Genomic DNA, 21,612 nt, shown 5'->3' with positions numbered 1-21,612 from the left:
GAGGCGACGCCATGTCCCCGCACACCGTCTGGGAGTTCACGGACGATCGCGAACAACTGGCCGTCGCACCCCGCGCCCCGGTCCGGGTGGTCGCCTACATACAGGCGGGCGCGACCCTGTGGGACCACGGCCTGCGGCCCATGGGCGTCTTCGGGTCCCACCACGACGGTGACTCCCCCGACCCCGCGAAGGCCGGCGGGCTGCCGCTCGCCGACACCCGGTACTTCGGCGCGGGTGGGTCGCTCGACCCGGACGCCGTCCTCGCCGCCGAACCGGACCTGCTGGTCGCCGTCAGCTACGGCGGCGGCCAGATCTACGGCATCGATCCGGAGGCGGCCAAGCATCTGGCGCAGCGGCTGCCCGTGGTCGTCGTCGAGGTGGGCAAGGACCGTCCGCTGGACGGGATCAGGGACCGGTTCGGCGCGCTCGCCCGCTCGCTCGGCGGGCCGCGCGAACCCGACACGCAGGACCTGGAGTGGGCGGAGGCCCGGCTCCGTACGCTCACCGCGCGGCCCGGCGCGGCCCGGGTGCTGGCCCTGTCGGCGGCCGGGCCCGGCACCGTACATCTCGCGCGGCCCGGCACCTGGCCCGACCTGCGGGCGCTGACGGCGCTCGGCGTCGATCTGCTCGACCCCGGCCGGGGGGCGGGCGGCAACTGGCTGACCACCGACTGGGCACAGGCACTCGCGCTCGATCCGGACGTCGTGCTCGGCGACGCACGGGCGAACGCGGCCACGCCCGCCGCGCTGGGCGGCGACGGCCACTGGCGCGCGCTCCAGGGGCGGGTGCGTACCGTCGCGTGGAATCCGGAGGCGCCGTGCAGCCACCGGGGCCACGCGCGCTTCGTGCACGCGGTGGCCGGGGCGCTGTAGGCGGGCGCCTCACGGCCGTACAGGCGGCGTGTACGGGCGTGTCGCGGCGCCTCGCGGCCGTGTAGGCGGCGTGTCGGTGGCGTGTCGGTGGCGTGTCGGTGGCGGCTGCGACCGTTCCGGCATGACACGTCACTCAGACACAACCGCCGGGCACCCCGCCGCTCCGGGCCTGCCGGTACGGACCGTCGAGGTCTCGGCGGTACAGCGGCTCTCGCCGCACATGGTCCGCGTCACCTTCGGCGGTCCGGCACTGGCCGATTTCTCGTACGACGCCCCCGACCAGCAGGTGAAGCTCTACTTCCCCAAGCCGGGCCAGACCGCTCCCCGGCTCCCCGCGCCCGGCGCCGACGGGGACGTGATGCGCTGGTACGGCGCGTTCCAGGCCATCCCGGAGGACGAGCGGCCCTGGATGCGCGGCTACACGATCCGCGCGTACGACCCGGCGCGGGGCACCATCGACATCGACTTCGTCCTGCACGACGGTGCGCGCGGGAACGGGAACGGGAACGGAAGCGAGGGCGGGGCTGCGGACGAGGGTCCCGCGACCCGGTGGGCGCGGTCGGCCGGGCCCGGGGATGTGCTCGGCATGTTCGGCCCGTCCGCGTACTTCGCGGAGCCCGTACCGCTCGGGACCACCGACTGGATGCTGCTGGCCGGTGACGAGTCGGCGCTGCCGGCGATCGGCACGATCATCGAGGCGCTGCCCGCCGGGACGCGTGCGGTGGCGTACGTGGAGGTGTGGGACGCCGCCGAGGAGCAGCGGTTCGCGTCGGCGGGGGACGTGACGGTGCACTGGCTGCACCGCCGTGCCGCGGCGGCGGGTGACGGCCCGCCGCTGGTGGCGGCGGTGCGCGCGGCGGAGTTCCCCACGGGGTCGGTGTTCGCCTGGCTGGGCGGCGAGGCGGGCGCGGTACGGGCGCTGCGCCGTCATCTGGTCGGCGAACGCGGGCTCGACAAGCGTGCGGTCCAGTTCTCGGGCTACTGGCGCGGCGGTCTCACGCAGGACGACGCGCCGACGCGGGCGGATCTCGCGGAGGCGCGGGAGCGGTCGGCCGACCGCTCCTGAGCAGGGCCAGGGGCGTCAGATGAGGGCGGCGGCCTCCTTCACGGAGAGGCCGCCGCCCTCTCCGTACGCGCGTGCCCAGGTCGCGTCGTCGAGCGCGGCCCGCACCTCGGCCTCGGCCCGGCGGCCGATCTCCCGCTCGTAACCGGCCGGGTAGGGGTGGAAGAGAAACTTCTCGGCGAGCCCGGCGTGCCGTCCGTACGCCCCCAACAGCCGTGCTCCGTCGGCCGCTTCGCCGGTACCGGTCTTCGCCCAGGCGGCACAGAGGAACTGACTGACGATCAGCTGGGGCGCCACGAGGTGGGCCAGGCTGTTCAACAGACGTACAGCAGCGCGCAGATGGCCCAGCGCCGGCCCGTACGCGGTGTCGAGGCAGTCGAGCCAGCCGTGCAGCCCCTCGGCCAGGCCCAGTTGGAGGACATGCTCGCGAAAGCCCGGTTCCTCTTCCAGGGTGGTGAGCTGGTCCCGCGCGAGGGTGGTGCGGCCGGTCCTGCCGTAGCGGCCGGCGAGCAGCAGTCGGGCCGTGCCGCCGGTGCGTCCCGCGTGTCCTCGGGACTCCTCGACCGCTTCTCGCAGCAGCCGTTCGGCGTCCTCCTGGGCCGCCGGACCGGTGGCGGCCTCCAGCCGTACGGAGGCCAACCGCGCCTTGAACAGCGAGGCTTGGGTGGCCATGGCGATCCGCGCGCAGCTCTCCATGGCCCGCTCGAAGTCCGCCGCGGCCTCCTCGTACCGGCCCCGCCGCTCGTACGACTCGCCCCGGGCGGACAGGGATTCGGCGAGGATCACCAGATCGCCGGCCTGTTCGAACAGTGACACCGCCTCGTCGGCGTCGCGCGCCGCCCGGCCCTCGTTGTCGGGGCCGGTACCGAGCAGTTTCCCGCGCAGTGTCAGCGCGAGACCGAGGTCCCAGCCCCGGCCGGGCCGTTCGCGGCAGGCGTCCACCAGGGCGTCCAGTGTCTCGCCCATGCTCCGCCACTCGCCGACCAGCAGCCCGGCGAAGAACCACATGACGCCGGGCTGGCGGCAGACCTGGGGCAGGTCCCGGCGGTAGGCGGCGACAATCCGGGTGAGGTGGTCGCGGGTGGCGGCGCTTCCCCCGACGTTCCCGTCCCCGACGTTCCCGCCCGCGCCGTTCCCGCCCGTGACACTCCCGCCCACGACGCTCCCGTCCGCTTCCGCGCCGGCGGCGAAACTCACCAGCCGCACACCGCGCCTGGCCTCCCACACCTGGTCGTCGGACCAGGGCGGCGGGAGGTCGACGCACGGGTCGGCGAGCGGTACGGCGGGACGGACGGGCGGCGCGAACGGGTCGGGACCCAGGGCCGCGACGGCGGTGGACCAGTCGCGGGCGTCGCGCTGATGGCCGCGCAACTGCCAGAACCAGCTCATGGAGAGCACGAGACACAGCGCGTCCTGTTCGCGCGGCTGCCCGTCCGCGCCGTGGAGCGCGGTGCGCAGCGCGGCCCGTACGTTGTCGTGCTCGCGCTCGAACTGCCCCAGCCGGTAGGCCTGTCGGGGGCCGCGCAGCTCGGGTTCGCCGACACGTACCAGTTCGCGGTAGGCGCGCAGATGCCGCAGCTCGACGGCTGCCCGCTCACCCGACTCGTCCAGTCGCCCGGCCGCGTACTCGGCGACGGTCTCCAGCAGCCGGTAGCGCATACCGTCCGGGCCGCCTGGCACGGCCACGACGAGCGACTTGTCGACAAGAGAGGCGAGTGCGTCGAAGACCGGCAGGTCACCACCGGCGCAGACCTCCTCGGCCTCGCCCGGCGCGCAGCCGCCCGCGAAGACGGAGAGCCTGCGCAGCACGGCCCGTTCGGTCTCCGTCAGCAACTCCCACGACCAGTCCACGACGGCGCGCAGGGTCTGCTGCCTCGGCAGCACGGTCCGGCTGCCGCTGCCCGCGCCGAGCAGCCGGAAGCGGTCGTCCAGCCGGTCGGCGAGCTGGCGCGGGGCGAGCAACCGCAGTCTGGCGGCGGCCAGTTCGACGGCGAGCGGCAGACCGTCGAGCCGGCGGCAGATCTCCTCGCAGGCCGGGGTGTCGTCGTCCGTACGGAAGCCGGGCCGGGCCGCCGCGCCGCGTTCACCGAGCAGCCGCAGCGCCGCGGTCCGCGCCAGCGGTCCGACTCCGTACAGGAACTCGCCGCGCACGCCCAGCGGTTCGCGGCTGGTGGCCAGGACGGTCACGTGGGGGCAGCGGGTGAGAAGGGTCTCGGCGAGTTCGGCCGCGGCGCCGATCACCTGCTCGCAGTTGTCGAGAACGATCAGCAGGCGGCGGGGGCGGCAGTGTTCGACGAGCCCCGCGAGCGGTCCGGTCGCGGCGCCGGGCCGCCCGTGCACCGCCGTTTCACGTGCCCCGAGCGCGGTCAGTACGGCCTCGGGCACGGCGCCCGGCTCTCGTACGGAGGCGAGTTCCGCGACCCACACCCCGTCCGGCCAGCCACCACTGGCACCGGCCGCGCGCTCGGCCGCCTCGAAGGCCAGCCGGGTCTTCCCGGCGCCTCCGGGCCCGGTGAGCGTCGTCAGCCGATGCGCACCCAACTCCCCTACGAGCAAGGCCAGTTCTTCCTCTCGCCCGACGAAGGAGGTGAGCCGGGCGGGCAGATTGCCGGGGAGCACGGACCGCCCGGCACCGGCCTCGACGCCCTGCGCGACGCCGCCCCGGCCGGCCGCCGCCTCGGGAGAGCGCCGTACCCCGGTCCCGCCCCCGAAGCGCCCCGCGCCACCCGCGCCACCCGCGTCGGCCTCGTCCGTCTCGTCGTCCGCCAGCAGTCGCGCGTGCAGGGCCCGCAGCTCCTTGTCCGGGCCGGTGCCTAGGCGGTCCGCCAGCAAGGCGCGTACCTCGTCGTACGCCCGGAGGGCTTCGGCGCGCCGTCCCGCCGAGCGCAGGGCCCCGATCCGGGCCGCCTGCAACGGCTCGTCCAGTGGTGACTCGGCCACCAGCGCGGCGAGTCCGGGCAGGGCGCGCTCGGGGTGGCCGAGGCCGATGTCGGCCATCAGGCGGGCGCGGCGGGCCTCGGTGCGGCGCTGCCACGCGCGTACGGCCGGCGGTTCGGTGTCCCCGCCCGGCAGATCCGCGAGGGCGGGACCGCGCCACAGCGACAGGGCCTCGTCCAGCAGGGCCGCCGCACGGGCGGCGTCCCCGCCGTCGAGCGCCGACGCCCCTTCCGCCGCGAGCCGTTCGAAGCGGAACAGGTCGATGTCGTCACGCGCCACCACCAGCCGGTAGCCGCCGGGTGCCGACGCGATCGCGGCGCCACCCAGTGCCCTGCGCAGCCGCCCGATCAGGGCCTGGAGCGCGGCCGGCTCGTCGGCGGGCGGCTGCCGCGCGTCGTCCCACACCCGCGCAGTCAGTTGGCCGGCCGGGACCGTACGGCCGCCCGCGGCGGCGAGCGCGGTCAGCAGCGCGCGCACCTTCGACCCGCTGATCGGCACCTCCGCGCCGTCCGGCCCAAAGGCCTGGGTGGCGCCGAGCACGTGGTAGCGGTAGCGGTGGGTCACCGTCCCATTGTCCCCGCTGCTCAGGCGGCCCGGGCCCCTGTCGTCGAAGTCCCGCCCGGCCCGCGGGCGGACGGCGCTACTTCGAAGGCAGGGCCTGGGTTCGCGGTGGCGTGAACTCGCACCACACGGCCTTGCCGTCGCCGCGCGGCTCCACCCCCCAGCGCGTCGCCACCGCGTCGACCAGCAGCAGTCCGCGCCCCGACGTCGCGGACTCGCCCGGCGGGCGCCGGCGCGGCCAGGCGCTGGAGCGGTCCTTCACCCAGAGCCGTACCCGCCGCACCGGTTCGGGCACGACCTCCAGCGTGAGGACGGCGCCCGACTCGGTGTGCAGCAGCACGTTCACCAGCAGCTCTCCGGCGGCCAGTTGCACATCGTCCACGAGGGCCGCCATGTTCCAGTCCTCCAGCGCCTGGCGCAGCACGGCGCGGGTCTCGGTCAGGCCCTCCGCGTCGGCCTGGTGGATGTACTGGTGGACGCGGGGCGCCTGGCGGGTGCCGGGGTCGGGTGCCCGGTGCAGGACGAGGAGCGCGACGTCGTCGCGCGTCCCCCAGCGCTGCCACAGCCGGTCGGCGAGATGGTCGGCGAGCGCGCCCGCCCGGCCGGGCCCGGTGCGTACGACGTGGGCGAGCTCCGCCATGCCGTCCGCGATGTCGAGTCCGGACTCCTCCACGAGACCGTCCGTGCACAGCCGGGCGGGCCGCGGTTCTTCAGGGTCGAGCGCGAGTGGCGCGACGGCGACCGGGTGACACTGCGGCTGCCGCAGCACACCACCGTGAGGACGTGGGACGACAACCACGGCTCCGTCAGCGTGGACCACGGACCGCTCGCGTACTCCCTGAAGATCGGCGAGCGGTACGAACGGTTCGCGGGCACCGAGGACTTCCCCGAACTCTCGGTGCACCCCACCACCCCGTGGAACGTCGGCCTCGCGCCGGACCCGCTCAGAGGGCTGCGGTTCACGGCCGACCGCGGACCGCTGGCCGCGAACCCCTTCACCCACGAGGGCTCGCCGGTCCGGATCACCACATCGGCCCGCCGCATCGCGGAATGGGTGGCCGACGAGCAGCGTGTCGTCGCTCCCCTCCAGGACAGTCCGGCCCGCAGCACGGCGCCGCCCGAACCGGTGACGCTCATCCCGATGGGCGCGGCCCGGTTGCGGATCACCGCCTTCCCGACCGCGTCGCCCGGCGGGCGGGCCTGGACGGCGGAGCCGCCGTACCGCCGGGTACGGAACAAGCACAGCGGCAAGGTGCTCGGCGTGGACGGGATGTCCCTGGCCGCGGGCGGGTCGTGCAGTTCGACAACACGGGGACGGCCGACCACGCCTGGCAACTGGCCCCGGCGGGCGGCGGCTGGTTCCTGATCCGCAACGGCAACAGCGGGAAGACCATCGGGGCCGAGGGCAGGTCGACGGCGAACAGCGCGCGCATCGTGCAGTTCGAGGACGACGGAAGCGGCGACCATCTCTGGCAGCTGGTCGACCGGGGCGAGGGCTGGTCGCTGATACTCAACCGGCACAGCGGGAAGGTGCTGGGCGTGGACGGGATGTCGACGGCCAACAGCGCGCAGGTGGTGCAGTTCGAGGACAACGGTACGGACGACCATCTCTGGCAGCTGGTCTGACCCACCCGCCGTGCCCTGGTGACCGCCGACGCCCCAACTCGTCGGCGGTCACTTGTTGTTCACGGCGGAACCCGTGACGGTCCATCTGTTCACAACTCTTGACGTGTACGAAACACCGGAGCAGCATCAGCCGTGCACTCGGAGAGCGCTCTCTGAAGGATTCCCGGAGGGCTCTTCGCAGGTTCCCCCCACCGTTCACGACCCAGGAGAGATGCCCGTGCACGCTCCCCCCCATCGACTCTCCGGCGCTCCGCGGCGCCTCGCCGCCGTCCCGCCGCGGACTGGCCGCGACGCTCGCCGCCACCCTGGCCGCGACCCTGCTGGCCTTCGTCCCGAGCAGCCCCGCGCACGCCGACCCGATCGAGGGCGGCGGCGATCTCGGCCCCAACGTGATCGTGTTCGACCCTTCGACGCCCAATATCCAGGGCAAGCTCGACGAGGTCTTCAAGCAGCAGGAGTCGCCCCAATTCGGTTCCGGCCGCTACCAGTTCCTCTTCAAGCCGGGGACGCACAACGGCTTGAACGCCCAACTCGGCTTCTACACCTCGGTGTCGGATCTCGGGCTGTCGCCCGACGACGTGAACATCAACGGTGACGTGACCGTGGACGCCGGCTGGTTCAACGGCAACGCCACCCAGAACTTCTGGCGTTCGGCCGAGAACCTGTCGCTCAACCCGGTGAACGGGACGAACCGCTGGGCCGTCTCACGGGCCGCCCCGTTCCGCCGTATGCACGTCAAGAGCGGGCTGAACCCGGCTCCCGACGGATACGGCTGGGCCAGCGGCGGCTACATCGCCGACAGCAAGATCGACGGCACCGTGGGACCGTACTCCCAGCAGCAGTGGTACACCCGCGACAGCTCGGTCGGCGGCTGGCAGAACGCCGTGTGGAACATGACGTTCTCGGGTGTGGAGGGCGCGCCCGCGCAGAGCTTCCCCGACCCGCCGTACACCACGCTGGAGACCACCCCGGCCTCCCGCGAGAAGCCGTTCCTCCACCTGGACGGCGACACCTACAAGGTGTTCGTGCCCGAGAAGCGCACGAACGCGCGTGGGGTGACCTGGGACAGCGGCGCGCCCGCAGGCCCGTCGATCGACCTGGACCAGTTCTACGTGGTCAAGCCGGGCGCGACGGCGCAGACCATCAACGCCGCGCTCGACCAGGGCCTCAACCTGCTGTTCACGCCCGGCGTTCACCACGTGGACGAGACAATCGAAGTCGACCGGGCGAACACGGTCGTCCTGGGGCTCGGTCTCGCCACGGTCGTCCCCGACAACGGGGTGACGGCGATGAAGGTCGCCGACGTGGACGGGGTGAAGCTGGCCGGCTTCCTGATCGACGCCGGTCCCGTCAACTCCGAGACGCTGCTGGAGGTCGGCCCCGAGGGATCGTCCGCCGACCACGCGGCCAATCCGACCACGGTCATCGTCCGCCGACCACGCGGCCAATCCGACTACGGTCCAGGACGTCTTCATCCGGATCGGCGGTGCCGGCCCCGGCAAGGCGACCACCAGCATGGTCGTCAACAGCGACGACACGATCATCGACCACACCTGGGTGTGGCGGGCGGACCACGGTGAGGGGGTCGGCTGGGAGACCAACAGGGCCGACTTCGGTGTACGGGTGAACGGCGACGACGTCCTGGCCACCGGCCTGTTCGTCGAACACTTCAACAAATACGACGTCGAGTGGTACGGCGAACGCGGCCGGACGATCTTCTTCCAGAACGAGAAGGCGTACGACGCGCCCAACCGGGCGGCGATCCAGAACGGCGACACCAAGGGCTACGCCGCCTACCGGGTCGACGATTCGGTCGAACAGCACGAGGGCTGGGGGATGGGCAGTTACTGCTACTACAACGTCGATCCCACGATCCAGCGGCACAACGGTTTCCAGGCACCGGTCAGACCGGGCGTCAAGTTCCACCATCTGCTGGTCGTCTCGCTCGGCGGGGCGGGTCAGTACGAGCGGGTGATCAACGACACCGGCGAACCCACGTCCGGGACGTCGACCATCCCCTCGGTGGTGGTTCAGTTCCCCTGACGCGGCAGTCGTTCCGAGGCGCCGTACCCGGAACAGACGCCGCAGGCAGGGCCCGGCCTCGTCATGCGTCATGAGGCCGGGCCCTGCCCTGGGCGGGTGCCCTCCGCGGTCGCTACCGGGTCAGCGCCTGCCGCCACGCAGCTTGCCGAACAGGCGGCGGGCCTGCTCGCGCTTCCGCGGGTCCGACGAGGCCGCGCGTACCTGACCGATCACGCGCCGCCCCTGCGGACTACGGGTGAATGCCTTGATGCGGTCGATGATTCCGGGCATGCCGTCTCCTGCGCTTCGATGACACCGACGGCCCCGCTGAAGGGCCTCGGACTACGTCTACCCTCCTAACGCTTCGAGACTCCCATGACGTTCCCATTACTTCCCCTTTACCTTCAGGGTGCCCTCGAAGCGGCCCGGACGGGGCCTGGCTGCCCCGCATGCGCTCCCCCGATGGCGACCCCGCGCGACCCCCCACAGACTGACGTGATGTCAGGGAAGCGAAGTGCGGGACTCCTCCTGTACCGGGTCACGGACGCGGGCGCCGAAGTGCTCATCGGGCACATGGGCGGCCCGTTCTGGGCGGGGCGCACCAGGGCCGCGTGGTCGATCCCCAAGGGTGAGTACGGCCCCGACGAGACGCCCGAGGACGCGGCCGACCGGGAGTTCGAGGAGGAGGTGGGGCACCCTCCGCCGGCCGGGCGCCGGGAGCCGCTGGGCGAGACGCGCCAGTCGGGCGGCAAGACCGTCACCGTGTGGGCCGTCGAGGCGGACTTCGATCCCGCCCTCGCCGTACCAGGCACGTTCACCATGGAGTGGCCGCGCGGGTCGGGGGTGGAGCGGGAGTTCCCGGAGCTCGACCGGCTCGGCTGGTTTCCCCTGGAGGACGCCGTGGAGCTGCTGGTGACGGGGCAGCGGATCTTCCTCGGCCGGCTGGCTCTGGCCATGGAGAGCCGTGCGGGCGACGAGGGCGTCTTCGGGACGTAGCGCCACCGTGCCCGGGGCGGGGCAGGGGTCGGGCGGGGCAGGGGTCGGGCGGGGCGGGAACAGGGGCGGGAAGTCCAGAAGTCCAGCAGCTGTGAAGTCCGTCCGGAAAGGGAATCGCCTCCGTGCACCACCGATCGCACCTCTACGCCGCCGTCGGCGCGGTACTGCTAGCCGCTTCGGCGCTGCCCGCCACCGCGCTCGACACGACGCATCTGCCGCCACCGCCGGCGCCCCGCGCCGGGGCGCCCGGCCCGCCGGCCGCCGCTGGTTCGTTCCGGCTGGAGGGCCCGGTCACCGCGGCCGCCCTTCGGGCGAAGGTGCGGGGCTGCGCACGCGTCTCGAAGGGCCTGTACCGGACCGACCAGGGCAAGTCCGCCGACATCCCGGTGTGCGGCAAGAAGGGCGCGGTGTTCTGGAAGGCCGACCTGGACATCGACTGCGACGGCCAGGTCACCGCGCGCTGCAACAAGAAGACCGACCGCTGGTTCCAGGGGGACACGGCCTTCCACCAGTCCGACGGCAAGCCGCTGAACGCGGAGAGGCTGCCGTTCGTCGTGGTGCCCGGGCCGAGCCGGATCTGGGACTACACCACGTCCGGCATCCGGGGCGGCGGTGTCGCGGCGGTGATCTACCAGGACCGGGTGGAGTACGCGGTGGTGGGCGACACCGGACCGGTCGGGCTCGTCGGGGAGGCGTCGTACGCCGCCGCGCGCTCGCTCGGGATCGATCCCCATCCCGCGCGGGGCGGCGTCCCTTCGGGGGTGACGTACATCCTGTTCAAGAACTCCAAGGTCAAGCCGATCGAGAGCCGGACCTCTGCGGTGCGGCTGGGCAGCGAGCTGGCCAGGAAGTTCCTCCGGGAGAACTGAGCCGAACCGGGAGGCGGAAAAGGCGCGTCCTCGGTACGGAGGCGGAGTCGGCGTCGCCTCCGTACCGAGGACGCGGTGACGCGCGTCGTCCTACACGATCCCCTCGGAGATCTCCGACTGCTCGCGGGCACTTCCGTACGACTGCGGAGTGCTGTACGAGCCCCGCGCCGCGTACCACCAGGCCGTGGCCAGGGCCAGTACGACGGCCAGCGCGATCACGGCGTAGTTCATGGTGTCCGCGGTGACCGGGCTCTTCTGCGGCAGGCAGAAGAGCACGGTGACGACCGCGACCCATACGACGGCGATCCAGCCGATCGGCTTGCTCCAGCGGCCCAGCGTCCAGGGACCGGGCTGGAAGCGGTCGCCGGCCCGCAGCTTCAGATAGATCGGGATCGCGTAGGCGGGCGTGATGCCGATGACGTTGATCGCCGTCACGGCGCCGTACGCGGTCGGCGAGTACAGCGACGGCACGGCGAGCAGGCACGCGAAGCCGACCGACAGCCACACGGCGGGCACCGGGGTCTGCGTACGGCTGCTGACGCGCCGCCACAGGGCCGACCCGGGCAGGGCGTTGTCCCGGCTGAAGGCGAACACCATGCGGCTGGCGGCGGCCACCTCCGCGTTGCCGCAGAAGAGTTGCGCCATGATCACGACAAGCAGAAGTGCGCTGGCGCCGTTGGTTCCCAGGACGTCGATGAAGATCTGCGCGGGTGGCACGGCGGCGCCGCTGGTGGCCGCGTAGTCCTGGATGGCGAAGGTCAGACCGGCGAGGAGGGCGAAGCCTGCGATCCAGGAGACCCAGATGGCGCGCACGATGCCGCGTGCGGCGGAGACGGACGCGTTGGAGGTCTCCTCGGAGAGATGGGCCGACGCGTCGTAGCCGGAGAAGGTGTACTGGGCGAGCAGCAGACCGATCGCGGCCACATAGATCGGGTTCTCCCAGCCGGTCCCGTTGACGAATTCCGTGAAGACGAATTCGGGCGACTGGTGGTTCTTGGGGACGACCGCGAGAATGCCGACGATCAGCGCGACACCGCCGAGGTGCCACCAGACGCTGATCGAGTTGAGAACGCTGACGAGGCGGACGCCGAACAGGTTCAGCGTCGCGTGCAGCAGCAGGATGCACATGAAGATGACCATGGTCCAGCCCGGCGTGGGGTCGAATCCCCACTGGAGGTTGAGGAACGCGCCGGTGAACAGGGCCGCGCCGTAGTCGATTCCGGCGATCGCGCCCAGCAGTCCGAGCAGGTTCAGCCAGCCGGTGTACCAGCCCCACTTGCGTCCGCCGAGCCGGTCGGCCATGTAGTAGAGGGCGCCCGATGTGGGATACGCGCTGGTCACCTCCGCCAGCGCCATGCCTATACAGAGCACGAAGACACCGACACCCACCCAGCCCCAGAGCATCACGGCGGGACCGCCGGTGATGAGCCCGAAGCCGTACAGGGTCATACATCCCGAGAGGATCGAGATCACCGAGAAGCTGATGGCGAAATTGCCGAAACCGCCCATCCTGCGGGCGAGTACCGGCTGATAGCCGAGTTCCCTCAGCCGTTCTTCTTCATCCTGCTGCGGAACAGAGTCCGGCTTCGACCAGACCGGTGGGGAAACGGACATGGAAGTACCTCCGGGTACGGAGAAATAGAGGAGAGACGGGGGAACGTACGGTGGGCCCATGGCCTTTCAAGGCGGAACGGGCCGGGAAGGCGCCGATTGTGGGAGCCGGACAGAATCTAGGTGTCCGACTTCCGCTCACGACCGGCGGAGAGGCAACGGGCGCGGGCGCGGGCGAACACCTCCTCGACCTGTGCGGTGTCGTCGGGACTGCGGGCCCGATGGGCCCACGGCAAAGGGGTGTAGTACGGCCCCAGAGCCTCGAACACCCTTGCGGCATCGGCCAGTTGGAGCGAACCCCACAGGGCGTGCGCCAGATAGTTGAGGTCCAGCAGCGAGGTCTCGGCGGGCACGGACCGGTCGAACCAGATACGCAGGGCCCGCAGCGCGTCCCTGGTGGCGTCCTCGGTGACCCAGTGCAGGTCCAGCGCCTTCTCGTTGCCGCCCTCCCTGCGGTACCGCTCGACCCGCACGAAGAGCGGAAGCGCCTGGAGCGCCGACCCCTCGGACGCGGACGAGGCCGCCCACTGCACGAAGTTGACCGCCTCCGACAGCGAGCCGTCGGACCTGCGGGCGTACACGAACTGGAGCATCCGGTGGTACGCCTCACGGTTGCCCGGATCGCGCTTGTCGGCCTCGGCGAGCAGGGCCCACGGGCCGGGGAAGAGCATCGGCCCCGGCGGCGCCAGCCGGTTCTCCTCCATCCGCTGCCTGCCGTCGAGTTGGGCGAGTGCGAGCAGACAGACCCAGGGGACGGGGTCGGCCGGCACCAGCCGCGCGGTGGCGCCGCACGCCTCCCACGCCCGCCGCCACAGATCAGTCGTCCGCGAATGGCCCTCGCGGTGCGCGCGCAGGGCGCGCTCCACCGTCACCCGCGTCTGCATAACGGCGGCGTCGGCGCTGCCGGGCTCCTCGGTCAGCCAGGTGTGCACGGTGTCCGAGCCCGCGGCGACGGCGGCGAGCACCTGCGTGCGCCGGGTCCACAGCGCCCAGCCCCGCGTGCCGGCGAGTACATCACGCATCGACAGCCAGCGGCCGGTCCGCAACTCCTGTACGGCCGCGCGGAGTTCACTGTCATGGCCTGCTGGGTGATAGAGCGGACGAAAGCGATCACTCACCGACTGTCCGCCCGATTCTCGCGCAACTCCGCCTCATTCCGGTGTAGTTCACATCCCGGCACCCGAGAATCACACTACTCAGTGACACCCCGCTGTCACTCGGCGATCAGTGTAGAGGGAGGTGCGACGACCTTGGAACACTTTGCTGACCTTAGGCAACCCTGAGTGCGTGTCGTGACCTTGACGTCGCACGCGAGCTGCACCACCCTTGCGCCCAGTGATCAAAGGATCACCGGCCTCCGAACCGAAGAACGTGACATGCCGCCTGCTCAGCACTCCCCCGGCACCGCCGTGGACCCGGCCTCGCGGCCGGTGCTCGCCGTCGATCAGGGCACCTCCGCCACCAAGGCCCTGGTGATCTGCCCGGAACGCGGGGTGATCGGCAGCGGTTCGGCACCGGCGCCGCCCCGCTACGGCGCCGGCGGACTGGTTGAGGCCGACCCCGCCCTGCTGCTCTCCTCGGTCGTCGACGCGGGACGCCGGGCGCTCGCCGACGCCGGCGAACCCGTCGCGGCGGTCGGGCTGGCCAACCAGGGTGAGACCGTCCTCGCCTGGGACCCGGACACCGGCGCGCCGCTGACCGACGCGGTCGTGTGGCAGGACCGGCGGGCCGCGTCGGTGTGCGCCGAACTCGCCCCGCACGCACAGATGTTGAGGGAGCTGACCGGGCTTCCGCTGGAACCGTACTTCGCCGCGCCCAAGATGGCGTGGATCCGGCGGAACCTCACCCGCGAAGGCGTCGTCACGACCTCCGACTCCTGGCTCGTCCACCAGCTGACCGGCGCGTTCGTCACCGACGCGGCGACCGCCGGGCGCACCCAACTGCTGGACCTCGACACCGCCGAGTGGTCCCCCGCCGCCCTGGACGTCTTCGGGATGGGCGACGAGCGGCTGCCCCAAGTCGTGGACGCGGCAGGGCGGTTCGGTGTCACGACGGCCTTCGGCGACCCGATTCCGCTGACGGGGCTGCTGGTCGACCAGCAGGCCGCGCTGCTCGCCCAGAACGTGACCGAGCCGGGGACGGCCAAGTGCACCTACGGCACCGGGGCGTTCCTCCTCGCGCAGACCGGCGCGCGTCCGCTGCGCAGCGGGACCGGCCTGGTCGGCTGTGTCGCCTGGCGGCTCGACGGCCGCGCCAGCTACTGCCTCGACGGGCAGGTGTACACGGCGGCGTCCGCCGTGCGGTGGCTGAGCGATCTCGGCGTGATCTCCGGTGCCGGGGACCTCGACCGGGTGGGCTCGTCCGTCACCGACAGCGGGGGCGTCACCTTCGTACCGTCGCTCGCCGGACTCGCCGCGCCGTGGTGGCGCGGCGACGCGAAGGGGTCGCTGACCGGGCTCAGCCTGGAGACCGGCCCCGGACATCTGGTGCGGGCGCTGTGCGAGGGCATCGCGGCGCAGGTCGTCGCTCTGGCGGACGCCGTGGCCGAGGACATCGGCACGCCCCTGTCGGCGCTGCGCGTCGACGGCGGACTGACCGGATCGCGCCTGCTGATGCAGACCCAGGCGGATCTGCTCCAACTGCCCGTGGAAGTCTCCCCGTTGCCCGACGCCACCGCGCTGGGGGTGGGCGCCGTCGCGCGGCTCGGTCTCGACCCCGGTATGACGGTGGAGCGGGCCGCGCCCCGGTGGCGGCCCAAGAAGGTCTTCGAGCCGATGATCGGGGCGGCCGAGGCGGCCGACCGGCTGGGCGTCTTCCGTACGGAGGTGGCGTCGCTCGTCGGCCGTACGCCACTGCCCGGACAGACCGGCGCGGGCGCAGGGGCGGCATGAGCGTCACCGTCTCGGGGCCGCTGCCCGACGAGATGTACGACGTGGTGGTCGTCGGCGCCGGCGTGGTCGGCGCGGCGATCGCCCGCGAACTGGCCCGGTACCCGCTGCGCACCGCCCTGGTCGAGGCGTCCGGCGATGTCGGCGACGGCACGTCGAAGGCCAACACGGCCATCCTGCACACCGGTTTCGACGCGGTGCCCGGCTCGCTCGAAGCCCGGCTCGTGCGCGAGGGCCGGGACAGGCTCGCCGTGTACGCGGAGGAGTGCGGCATCCCGGTCGAGCCGATCGGCGCCCTGCTCGTCGCCTGGGACGACGAACAGCTCGCCACCCTGCCGGCGCTCGCCCGCAAGGCGGCGCGCAACGGATACCGGCGTACCCGGACGGTCTGCGCCGACGAGCTGCGCCGACGCGAACCGCATCTGGGACCGGGCGCGGTGGCCGCGCTCGAAGTCCCCGACGAGAGCGTCATCTGCCCGTGGACGACGACGCTCGCCTACGCGACCCAGGCGGTACGCAACGGGGTCGACCTGCATCTCAACTGCCCCGTACGCGACGTGACCGGTTGCTCCCCGGACGCGCCCCATCTGCTCACCACCGGACGCGGGCCGCTGCGCACCCGGTGGCTGGTCAACGCGGCGGGCCTGTACGCCGACGCGTTCGACCGGCTGCTCGGCCACACCGACTTCTCGGTGACGCCACGGCGCGGTCAGCTCATCGTCTTCGACAAGTTCGCGCGTGGGCTGGTCCGGCACATCCTGCTGCCGGTGCCCACGGCGCTCGGCAAGGGAGTGCTGGTGTCGCCGACCGTGTACGGCAACGTGATGCTCGGTCCGACCGCCGAGGATCTGGACGACAAGCGCGCCACCGGTTCCACGGCCGAGGGAATCGCGTTTCTCAGGGAGAAGGGGCGCCGGATCATGCCGGACCTCCTCGAAGAGGAGGTGACCGCCGTGTACGCCGGGCTGCGCGCGGCCACCGAACACGACGACTACCTGATCCGCTCGTACCCGGAACAGCGGTACGTCACGGTGGGCGGGATCCGGTCGACCGGGCTGAGCGCGTCGATGGCGATCGCCGCGTATGTCGTGGAGCTGCTGGCGGAGGCCGGTGCCGAACCGGGCACGGCGGCGGAGCTCGTACCGGTGACGATGCCGAACCTCGGTGAGACGTACCCCCGTCCGTACGAACGTGCCGAACTGATCGCGGCCGATCCCGCGTACGGGGCGCTCGTGTGCCACTGCGAGCGGGTCTCGCGCGGCGAGATCCGTGACGCGCTCGCGGGTGACATCCCGCCGTCCTCGCCCGAGGGGCTGCGCCGGCGCACCCGCGCGCTGGGCGGCCGGTGTCAGGGGTTCTACTGCGGGGCGACGGTGCGCGCCCTGTTCGACACGCCGACGCCCGGCGCACCGACGGCCGGTGCGTCACCGCCCGGCGGCCCGACGCCCGGCACGGAGGCCGCACGGTGAACAGCGAACCGCCCTCACCCGCGCCCGGCCGGCGCGAGCGCGCCGTCGACGTCCTCGTGGTCGGCGCGGGCCCGGCCGGTCTGGCGCTGGCCTCGCGACTGGCCGGAACCGGCACCGCGAACGGCACCGTGGACGTCGAGGTCGTCGACCGGGAGGACGAGCCCGGCGGTGTCCCCCGCCACTGCCTCCACCCCGGATTCGGTCTGCGGGATCTGCGGCGGCCGATGACCGGCCCGGCGTACGCGCTCCACTGGACGGACGCGGCACTCCGGGCGGGAGCGACCGTGCGTACGGGCGTCACGGTCACCGGGTGGAGCGACGTGGTGGGGCCGGCGACCGGCGCCGGACCGCTCACCGTCGATGTCACGAGCCCGGCGGGCCTGGAGCGGATCACTGCGCGCGCCGTCGTGCTGGCCACCGGCGCGCGGGAAAGCCCCCGCAGCGCGCGGCTGGTGCCGGGCACCCGGCCCGCCGGGGTGTTCACGACCGGTGAGCTTCAGCGGACGGTGGCGCCGCGGCGGCGTCCGGTCGGCAGGCGCGCCGTCGTGGTGGGCGCCGAGTCCGTCAGCTACTCCGCCGTACGGACGCTGCGGCAGGCCGGTGTCGATGTGGTGGCCATGGTCACGGAACTGCCCTACCACCAGGTCTCCCCCGCCACGGCCGGCGACGCCCGGCTCCGGCACGGTGTCCCGCTGCTCGTCGGTGCCCGCGTCGGTGAACTGCTCGGCCGGGAACGGCTCTCGGGGGTGGTGGTGCGGCACCGGGACGGCCGGAGCGCGACCGTCGCCTGCGACACGGTGGTCTTCACCGGCGACTGGATCCCGGATCACGAACTGGTCCGCAGGGGCGGAATCACCCTCGACCGCGCCACCCGGGGCCCGGCCGTCGACGGCTCGTTCCGCACGGACCGGGCCGGGGTCTTCGGTATCGGGAATCTGCTGCACGCGGTCGAACCCGCGAGTACGGCCGCACGAGAGGGGCTGCTGGCCGCCGGGCCCGTACTGCGCCATCTGCGGGACGGTGCCCGGCCGGCCGCGTGGGTGCCGGTCCAGGTCGACGCGCCGCTGCTGTGGATCGCGCCCAACCGGATCGACCCGGCGGATCCGCGCGTCGCAACGGGTGGCTTCACCCTCCGTACGGAGGACCGGCTCGGCCCGCTGTCGTCGCTGGTCGTCAGCCGGGGCGGGCGGGTGCTGCACCGGCAGCGGCTCGTACGGGGCGCGGTGCCGAACCGGACGCTGCGGCTGTCCGCCGCCTGGACGGCGAAGGTGCGGGCCGAAACGCGAACGGTGGAGGTGCGGGCGGCGGCGCGGGGCGCGGAGGCGACCCCGGACGACACACCCGTGCGGATCTCCGTGGAGCGGTGACCGGCCCCCGGAGAAGGGGGCGGCCCCACCGGCAGGGGGTGGACCGGTGGGGCCGTGGGAACTCTGCGGCTGGGGGGAGCCGCAGGCTCGGGTCGAAGAGGCATGTGCCCCTTGTCCCGGGAAATACTCCCTCAGACATCACTTCTTCTCTCCCTTGGGCACGAACATCTTGATGTCGGTCAGGCTCGCGCTGCCTTCGTACACCTTCGCGGACGGGTGAACTCCAGGGCCGTGTCGTGCAGTCCCTCGGAAGAGCCGCCGGTGTCCTTCGGTCCGCCGAAGGACAGATTCTCGGCGCGCAGCGCGGTCGATCCGTTGGTGACGACGCCGCCGACGTCGAGTCGTCCGGCGAGGGTGAAGGCGCGCTGGATGCCGCGGGTGAAGACGGCCGCCTGGAAGCCGTACGAGGAGAAGTTGGCCATCCGTACGGCGTCGAGCGGGTCGGTGAAGCGGGCCACGGGTGCGACGGGGCCGAAGATCTCGTCGGCGAACGCGGGGCTGTCCTCGGCGACCGAGACGAGGACGGTGGGGTCGTAGAAGGCGCCCCGGCGCGCACCGCCGGCCACCTTGCGCGCCGTCGGCGACGAGCGCGGCGACCACCGACTCGACGCGTTCGGCGGCCTGTTCACTGATCAGCGGCCCGACATCGTTGACATCGACCAATCGGCACCCGACGCGCAGCTTGGCAGCTCCGGCCAGGAGCGCGTCCACGAAGCTGTCGTGCACGCCGTCCTGGACGTAGACGCGTTTGACGGCGCAGCAGATCTGGCCGTTGCCGCGCGGCGAGCCGGCCGAGGCCGACGGCGTCGGCGGAGCTGATCCTGCGCCACTGGCGATCACATAATCATAGGTTCATGGACTTCATCACCTTCCAATCAAACCGTCAATCACCACACACGGCTCCGAATCAACTACTTTCAGCCCATCTCGCCACACACCCCGCACACGCCCGGACCAGGCCGTTGTAAACACACAGCGCGATCAACACGACACGCGGAGCCACCAAAACCGGTCACGGAGTGGGCCAAGCACCCCCGGCGTGAGCAAGACTCACGTCCGTTGTCCGAGACATCAACCCAGGGAGTGTTCGAAATGCGGAGCATCGCAAGGGCTGCGGCCTGTGGAGCCGTACTGGCGCTCAGCAGTCTGTCCTTCGCCGGAACGGCCGGGGGCGCACCGATCACAGGCGCACCGGCCACAGGCGCAGCCATCGGAGGCGTGCCGGCGCCGGCCGACACCGGAGCCACCAGATCCACCGGAGAGAAGAGCCTGTACGCGCCGTCCGCGCTGGTCCTGACCGTCACGGACGGTGCCGACCACAAGACCGGTACGGTACAGCGCGCGGTCACGCTCAGTTGCGCGCCCAGCCCGTCGGGCAGCCACCCCGACGCGGTCGCCGCCTGCTCCGAACTCAAGCGGAACGGCGCCAAGTTCGACGCCATCACCACCTCCGCGACGAACCGCGTCTGCACGAAGGAGTGGGAGCCGGTCACGGTGACGGCCGACGGCGTATGGGAGGGGCAGCGCGTCAACTACGCGCACACCTTCTCCAATTCGTGCGCCATGGACGGGGGAAGAGGCGCGGTCTTCACCTTCTGAGGCGGGTTCGGCGACCGGAGGCCGGTGACCTGAGGCGGCCGGGGCGGAGGGATTCTCCTTCCGCCCCGGCCGTCCGGCGTCCGGGCGCTCCGCGACACCGCCCGCGCCTTCACACCCCCGGCCTCCGGAAGTGAGGACGACTGGCGGAATTCGGACAGGATGCCCCAATACTGGCCACGTTCGGCATCGAACTCGGCTTCTTCGCAACGGACTTGAGCGGTTCTCACGATCCCGCCGCCGCCTCGCGGACGCTTTCCCCCCAGGTCCGGAGGACGGCAGGACACCTTCCGCCTGACGGGCCGTCATATGTGACTTTCCGTGCTGAGACCATTACATCTTCGCCACGTATTGTTACCCCTGTGACAGAAAAACACTCGTGGGGCAGTGGAGGAGAATCATGCGACCGTTCGCGCTGAACTACGCTTTTCCGGCTCCGAACTCACCGGTCGTCGGACCTTTCATCTACGACTCCACACTCCAGCTGAACGTCCTGCCGGACGGACGTCCCGCCATAGCCGACCGTGCGCTGTTGCTCGCCGCCGGGTCCACGACCTCGACGGCCGGCTCCAAGACGCACTTCGACGACTGACACCCCTGGTTACCCGATGACTGTGCTGATCCTGACCGCCGAGCAGGACGTCACCGCCGACCTGGTCGTGGCCGAGCTGCACGGGCGCGGCACGCCGCTGGTGCGCTTCGACCCCGCCGATCTGCCGGGCGAGGCGTCGATGTCCGCCGAGTACGTCAGCGGCGACTTCCGCGGCCATCTGTCCGCGGGCGGACGCCTGTTGAGCATGGACGGGCTGCGCTCGATATGGGTACGCCGTCCGGGCGCGAGCGCGGCGCACGCGCCCAGCCCCTCGCCCTGGCTCACCGCCGAGTCCGCGCACGCCTTCTTCGGCATGCTGTACTCCACGACGGCACGCTGGATGAACCACCCGCAGGCGGCGGCGCAGGCGCGCCTCAAGCCCTGGCAGTTGCGGGTCGCGCACCAGAGCGGATTCGCCGTACCACCCACCCTCGTCACCACGTTCCCGCGCATCGCCCGGCTGTTCGCCGCCGAGCACCGGGACATCGTGGTGAAGTCGATCACCGGCCCGCCACCCGGCGACCCCCCGGTCTCGCTGCCGACCACCCGGGTGGATCCGGGCACCGACTTCGAGTCGGTGACCGCCGGACCCACACTGCTCCAGCGCTACATACCCAAGCGGGCCGACATCCGGCTGACCTGCGTCGGGCACCAGCTGTTCGCCGCGCGGAAGGTCGCGACACCCGGCCAGGTGGACGGCCGTTACGGCGAGACCGGCCACGGCTGGGAGCCGGTCGAGGTGCCCGACCGCATCACCCGCGCCGTGTACGGATACCTGCGCGTCGCCCATCTCGCCTACGGGGCCTTCGACTTCGCCGAGGACGCCGACGGCACGTGGTGGTTTCTCGAATGCAACCAGGGTGGCCAGTTCGGCTTCGTGGAGCTGGAGACCCGCCAGCCGATCGCCGAGGCGGTGGCCGGCTGGCTCACTTCACCGCCACCGCTTTAGGCCGCGTTTCAGAAGTAGCGGGGGCGGTCCAGGGCGCCGGGTCGGCGGAGGCTCCCCCGTCGACCCGCCGACCCGCCGTCGGCCGTAGAGTTGCCGATGCGATGCGACTGCGAAGATCCAGGCGTGGCGCGGCCCTCGCGGGCCTCCTCGGCGAGACCGTTCGACCGGTTACCCGTGATATTCGTCGCGCCCGG

At 72.1% G+C, this 21,612-nt stretch carries 15 protein-coding genes and 4 pseudogenes; 12 read left to right on the top strand and 7 right to left on the bottom strand.

Annotation, left to right across the window (positions count from 1 at the left end):
* Positions 1–11 precede the first annotated feature (11 nt).
* Both OG700_RS35915 and OG700_RS35910 read left to right on the top strand, forming a co-directional pair.
* Positions 12–872: an ABC transporter substrate-binding protein gene (locus tag OG700_RS35915; protein WP_405621006.1), complete on the top strand. Its 861-nt coding sequence runs from the start codon at positions 12–14 to the stop codon at positions 870–872.
* A gap of 121 nt (positions 873–993) precedes the next feature.
* Positions 994–1,938 (top strand): siderophore-interacting protein, encoded by a 945-nt coding sequence (locus tag OG700_RS35910; RefSeq protein ID WP_405621004.1) that lies wholly within the window; start codon positions 994–996, stop codon positions 1,936–1,938.
* 15 nt (positions 1,939–1,953) lie between these two features.
* Here the strand turns inward: OG700_RS35910 and OG700_RS35905 are convergent, their stop codons facing one another.
* A complete protein-coding gene (locus OG700_RS35905; protein WP_405621002.1) occupies positions 1,954–5,436 on the bottom strand; it encodes an AfsR/SARP family transcriptional regulator in 3,483 nt (1,160 codons plus the stop codon).
* Between the two features lie 76 nt (positions 5,437–5,512).
* Positions 5,513–6,124 (bottom strand): annotated as a pseudogene (locus OG700_RS35900) (ATP-binding protein); the annotation flags it as partial.
* Between OG700_RS35900 and OG700_RS35895 the strand changes: the two are divergent.
* Together OG700_RS35895 and OG700_RS35890 are read left to right on the top strand one after the other, a co-directional pair.
* A pseudogene (locus OG700_RS35895) lies at positions 6,125–7,059 on the top strand (RICIN domain-containing protein); the annotation flags it as partial. It abuts the pseudogene before it with no gap.
* Between the two features lie 233 nt (positions 7,060–7,292).
* A pseudogene (locus tag OG700_RS35890) lies at positions 7,293–9,102 on the top strand (coagulation factor 5/8 type domain-containing protein).
* Between the two features lie 120 nt (positions 9,103–9,222).
* On the opposite strand, the gene OG700_RS35885 reads toward OG700_RS35890, so the two are convergent.
* Positions 9,223–9,372: a hypothetical protein gene (locus OG700_RS35885; protein WP_405621000.1), complete on the bottom strand. Its 150-nt coding sequence runs from the start codon at positions 9,370–9,372 to the stop codon at positions 9,223–9,225.
* 207 nt (positions 9,373–9,579) lie between these two features.
* On the opposite strand from OG700_RS35885, the gene OG700_RS35880 reads away from it, so the two are divergent.
* Both OG700_RS35880 and OG700_RS35875 read left to right on the top strand, forming a co-directional pair.
* On the top strand, positions 9,580–10,077 hold the full coding sequence (locus tag OG700_RS35880; protein WP_405620998.1) for an NUDIX domain-containing protein: 498 nt from the start codon (positions 9,580–9,582) through the stop codon (positions 10,075–10,077).
* Between the two features lie 122 nt (positions 10,078–10,199).
* The gene (locus tag OG700_RS35875; RefSeq protein WP_405620996.1) at positions 10,200–10,946 is read left to right on the top strand and encodes a glycoside hydrolase family 75 protein; all 747 of its coding nucleotides are present in this window, start codon (positions 10,200–10,202) and stop codon (positions 10,944–10,946) included.
* A gap of 90 nt (positions 10,947–11,036) precedes the next feature.
* Here the strand turns inward: OG700_RS35875 and OG700_RS35870 are convergent, their stop codons facing one another.
* Together OG700_RS35870 and OG700_RS35865 are read right to left on the bottom strand one after the other, a co-directional pair.
* Positions 11,037–12,560, bottom strand: coding sequence for an amino acid permease (locus OG700_RS35870; RefSeq protein WP_405620994.1), 1,524 nt, complete (start codon positions 12,558–12,560; stop codon positions 11,037–11,039).
* Between the two features lie 116 nt (positions 12,561–12,676).
* Entirely contained in the window at positions 12,677–13,603 is a 927-nt protein-coding gene (locus OG700_RS35865) for a hypothetical protein (RefSeq protein WP_405622220.1), read from the bottom strand.
* A 330-nt stretch (positions 13,604–13,933) separates the two neighbouring features.
* Between OG700_RS35865 and OG700_RS35860 the strand changes: the two genes are divergently transcribed.
* The 3 genes from OG700_RS35860 to OG700_RS35850 are packed head-to-tail and all read left to right on the top strand — an operon-like array spanning position 13,934 to position 18,281.
* Positions 13,934–15,448, top strand: a complete 1,515-nt coding sequence (locus OG700_RS35860; protein ID WP_405620992.1) for an FGGY family carbohydrate kinase — start codon at positions 13,934–13,936, stop codon at positions 15,446–15,448.
* Entirely contained in the window at positions 15,445–16,914 is a 1,470-nt protein-coding gene (locus OG700_RS35855; protein WP_405620990.1) for an NAD(P)/FAD-dependent oxidoreductase, read from the top strand. The genes OG700_RS35860 and OG700_RS35855 overlap by 4 nt, the downstream gene beginning before the upstream one ends.
* Positions 16,911–18,281 carry an NAD(P)/FAD-dependent oxidoreductase gene (locus tag OG700_RS35850; protein WP_405620988.1) on the top strand — a complete coding sequence of 457 codons (1,371 nt, stop codon included), beginning with the start codon at positions 16,911–16,913 and terminating at the stop codon, positions 18,279–18,281. Before OG700_RS35855 ends, OG700_RS35850 begins: the two co-directional genes overlap by 4 nt.
* A gap of 179 nt (positions 18,282–18,460) precedes the next feature.
* Here the strand turns inward: OG700_RS35850 and OG700_RS35845 are convergent, their stop codons facing one another.
* Both OG700_RS35845 and OG700_RS35840 read right to left on the bottom strand, forming a co-directional pair.
* The gene (locus OG700_RS35845; RefSeq protein ID WP_405620986.1) at positions 18,461–18,847 is read right to left on the bottom strand and encodes an aldehyde dehydrogenase family protein; all 387 of its coding nucleotides are present in this window, start codon (positions 18,845–18,847) and stop codon (positions 18,461–18,463) included.
* A gap of 69 nt (positions 18,848–18,916) precedes the next feature.
* Positions 18,917–19,121: pseudogene (locus tag OG700_RS35840) on the bottom strand (aldehyde dehydrogenase family protein); the annotation flags it as partial.
* A gap of 252 nt (positions 19,122–19,373) precedes the next feature.
* Between OG700_RS35840 and OG700_RS35835 the strand changes: the two are divergent.
* From OG700_RS35835 to tgmB, 3 genes are all read left to right on the top strand, one after another.
* On the top strand, positions 19,374–19,880 hold the full coding sequence (locus OG700_RS35835; RefSeq protein ID WP_405620984.1) for a subtilase-type protease inhibitor: 507 nt from the start codon (positions 19,374–19,376) through the stop codon (positions 19,878–19,880).
* Between the two features lie 397 nt (positions 19,881–20,277).
* Positions 20,278–20,469, top strand: coding sequence for a putative ATP-grasp-modified RiPP (gene tgmA, locus OG700_RS35830; protein ID WP_405620982.1), 192 nt, complete (start codon positions 20,278–20,280; stop codon positions 20,467–20,469).
* Positions 20,470–20,485: 16 nt separating this feature from the next.
* On the top strand, positions 20,486–21,418 hold the full coding sequence (gene tgmB, locus OG700_RS35825) for an ATP-grasp ribosomal peptide maturase (RefSeq protein ID WP_405620980.1): 933 nt from the start codon (positions 20,486–20,488) through the stop codon (positions 21,416–21,418).
* Positions 21,419–21,612: the final 194 nt, after the last annotated feature.

Origin of the sequence: Streptomyces sp. NBC_01508 (assembly GCF_045040315.1) — a bacterium.
In the GTDB taxonomy this organism is placed as follows: domain Bacteria; phylum Actinomycetota; class Actinomycetes; order Streptomycetales; family Streptomycetaceae; genus Streptomyces.
Note: the sequence above shows the minus strand (reverse complement) of the source record. Positions and strands in the feature narration are given on the sequence as shown.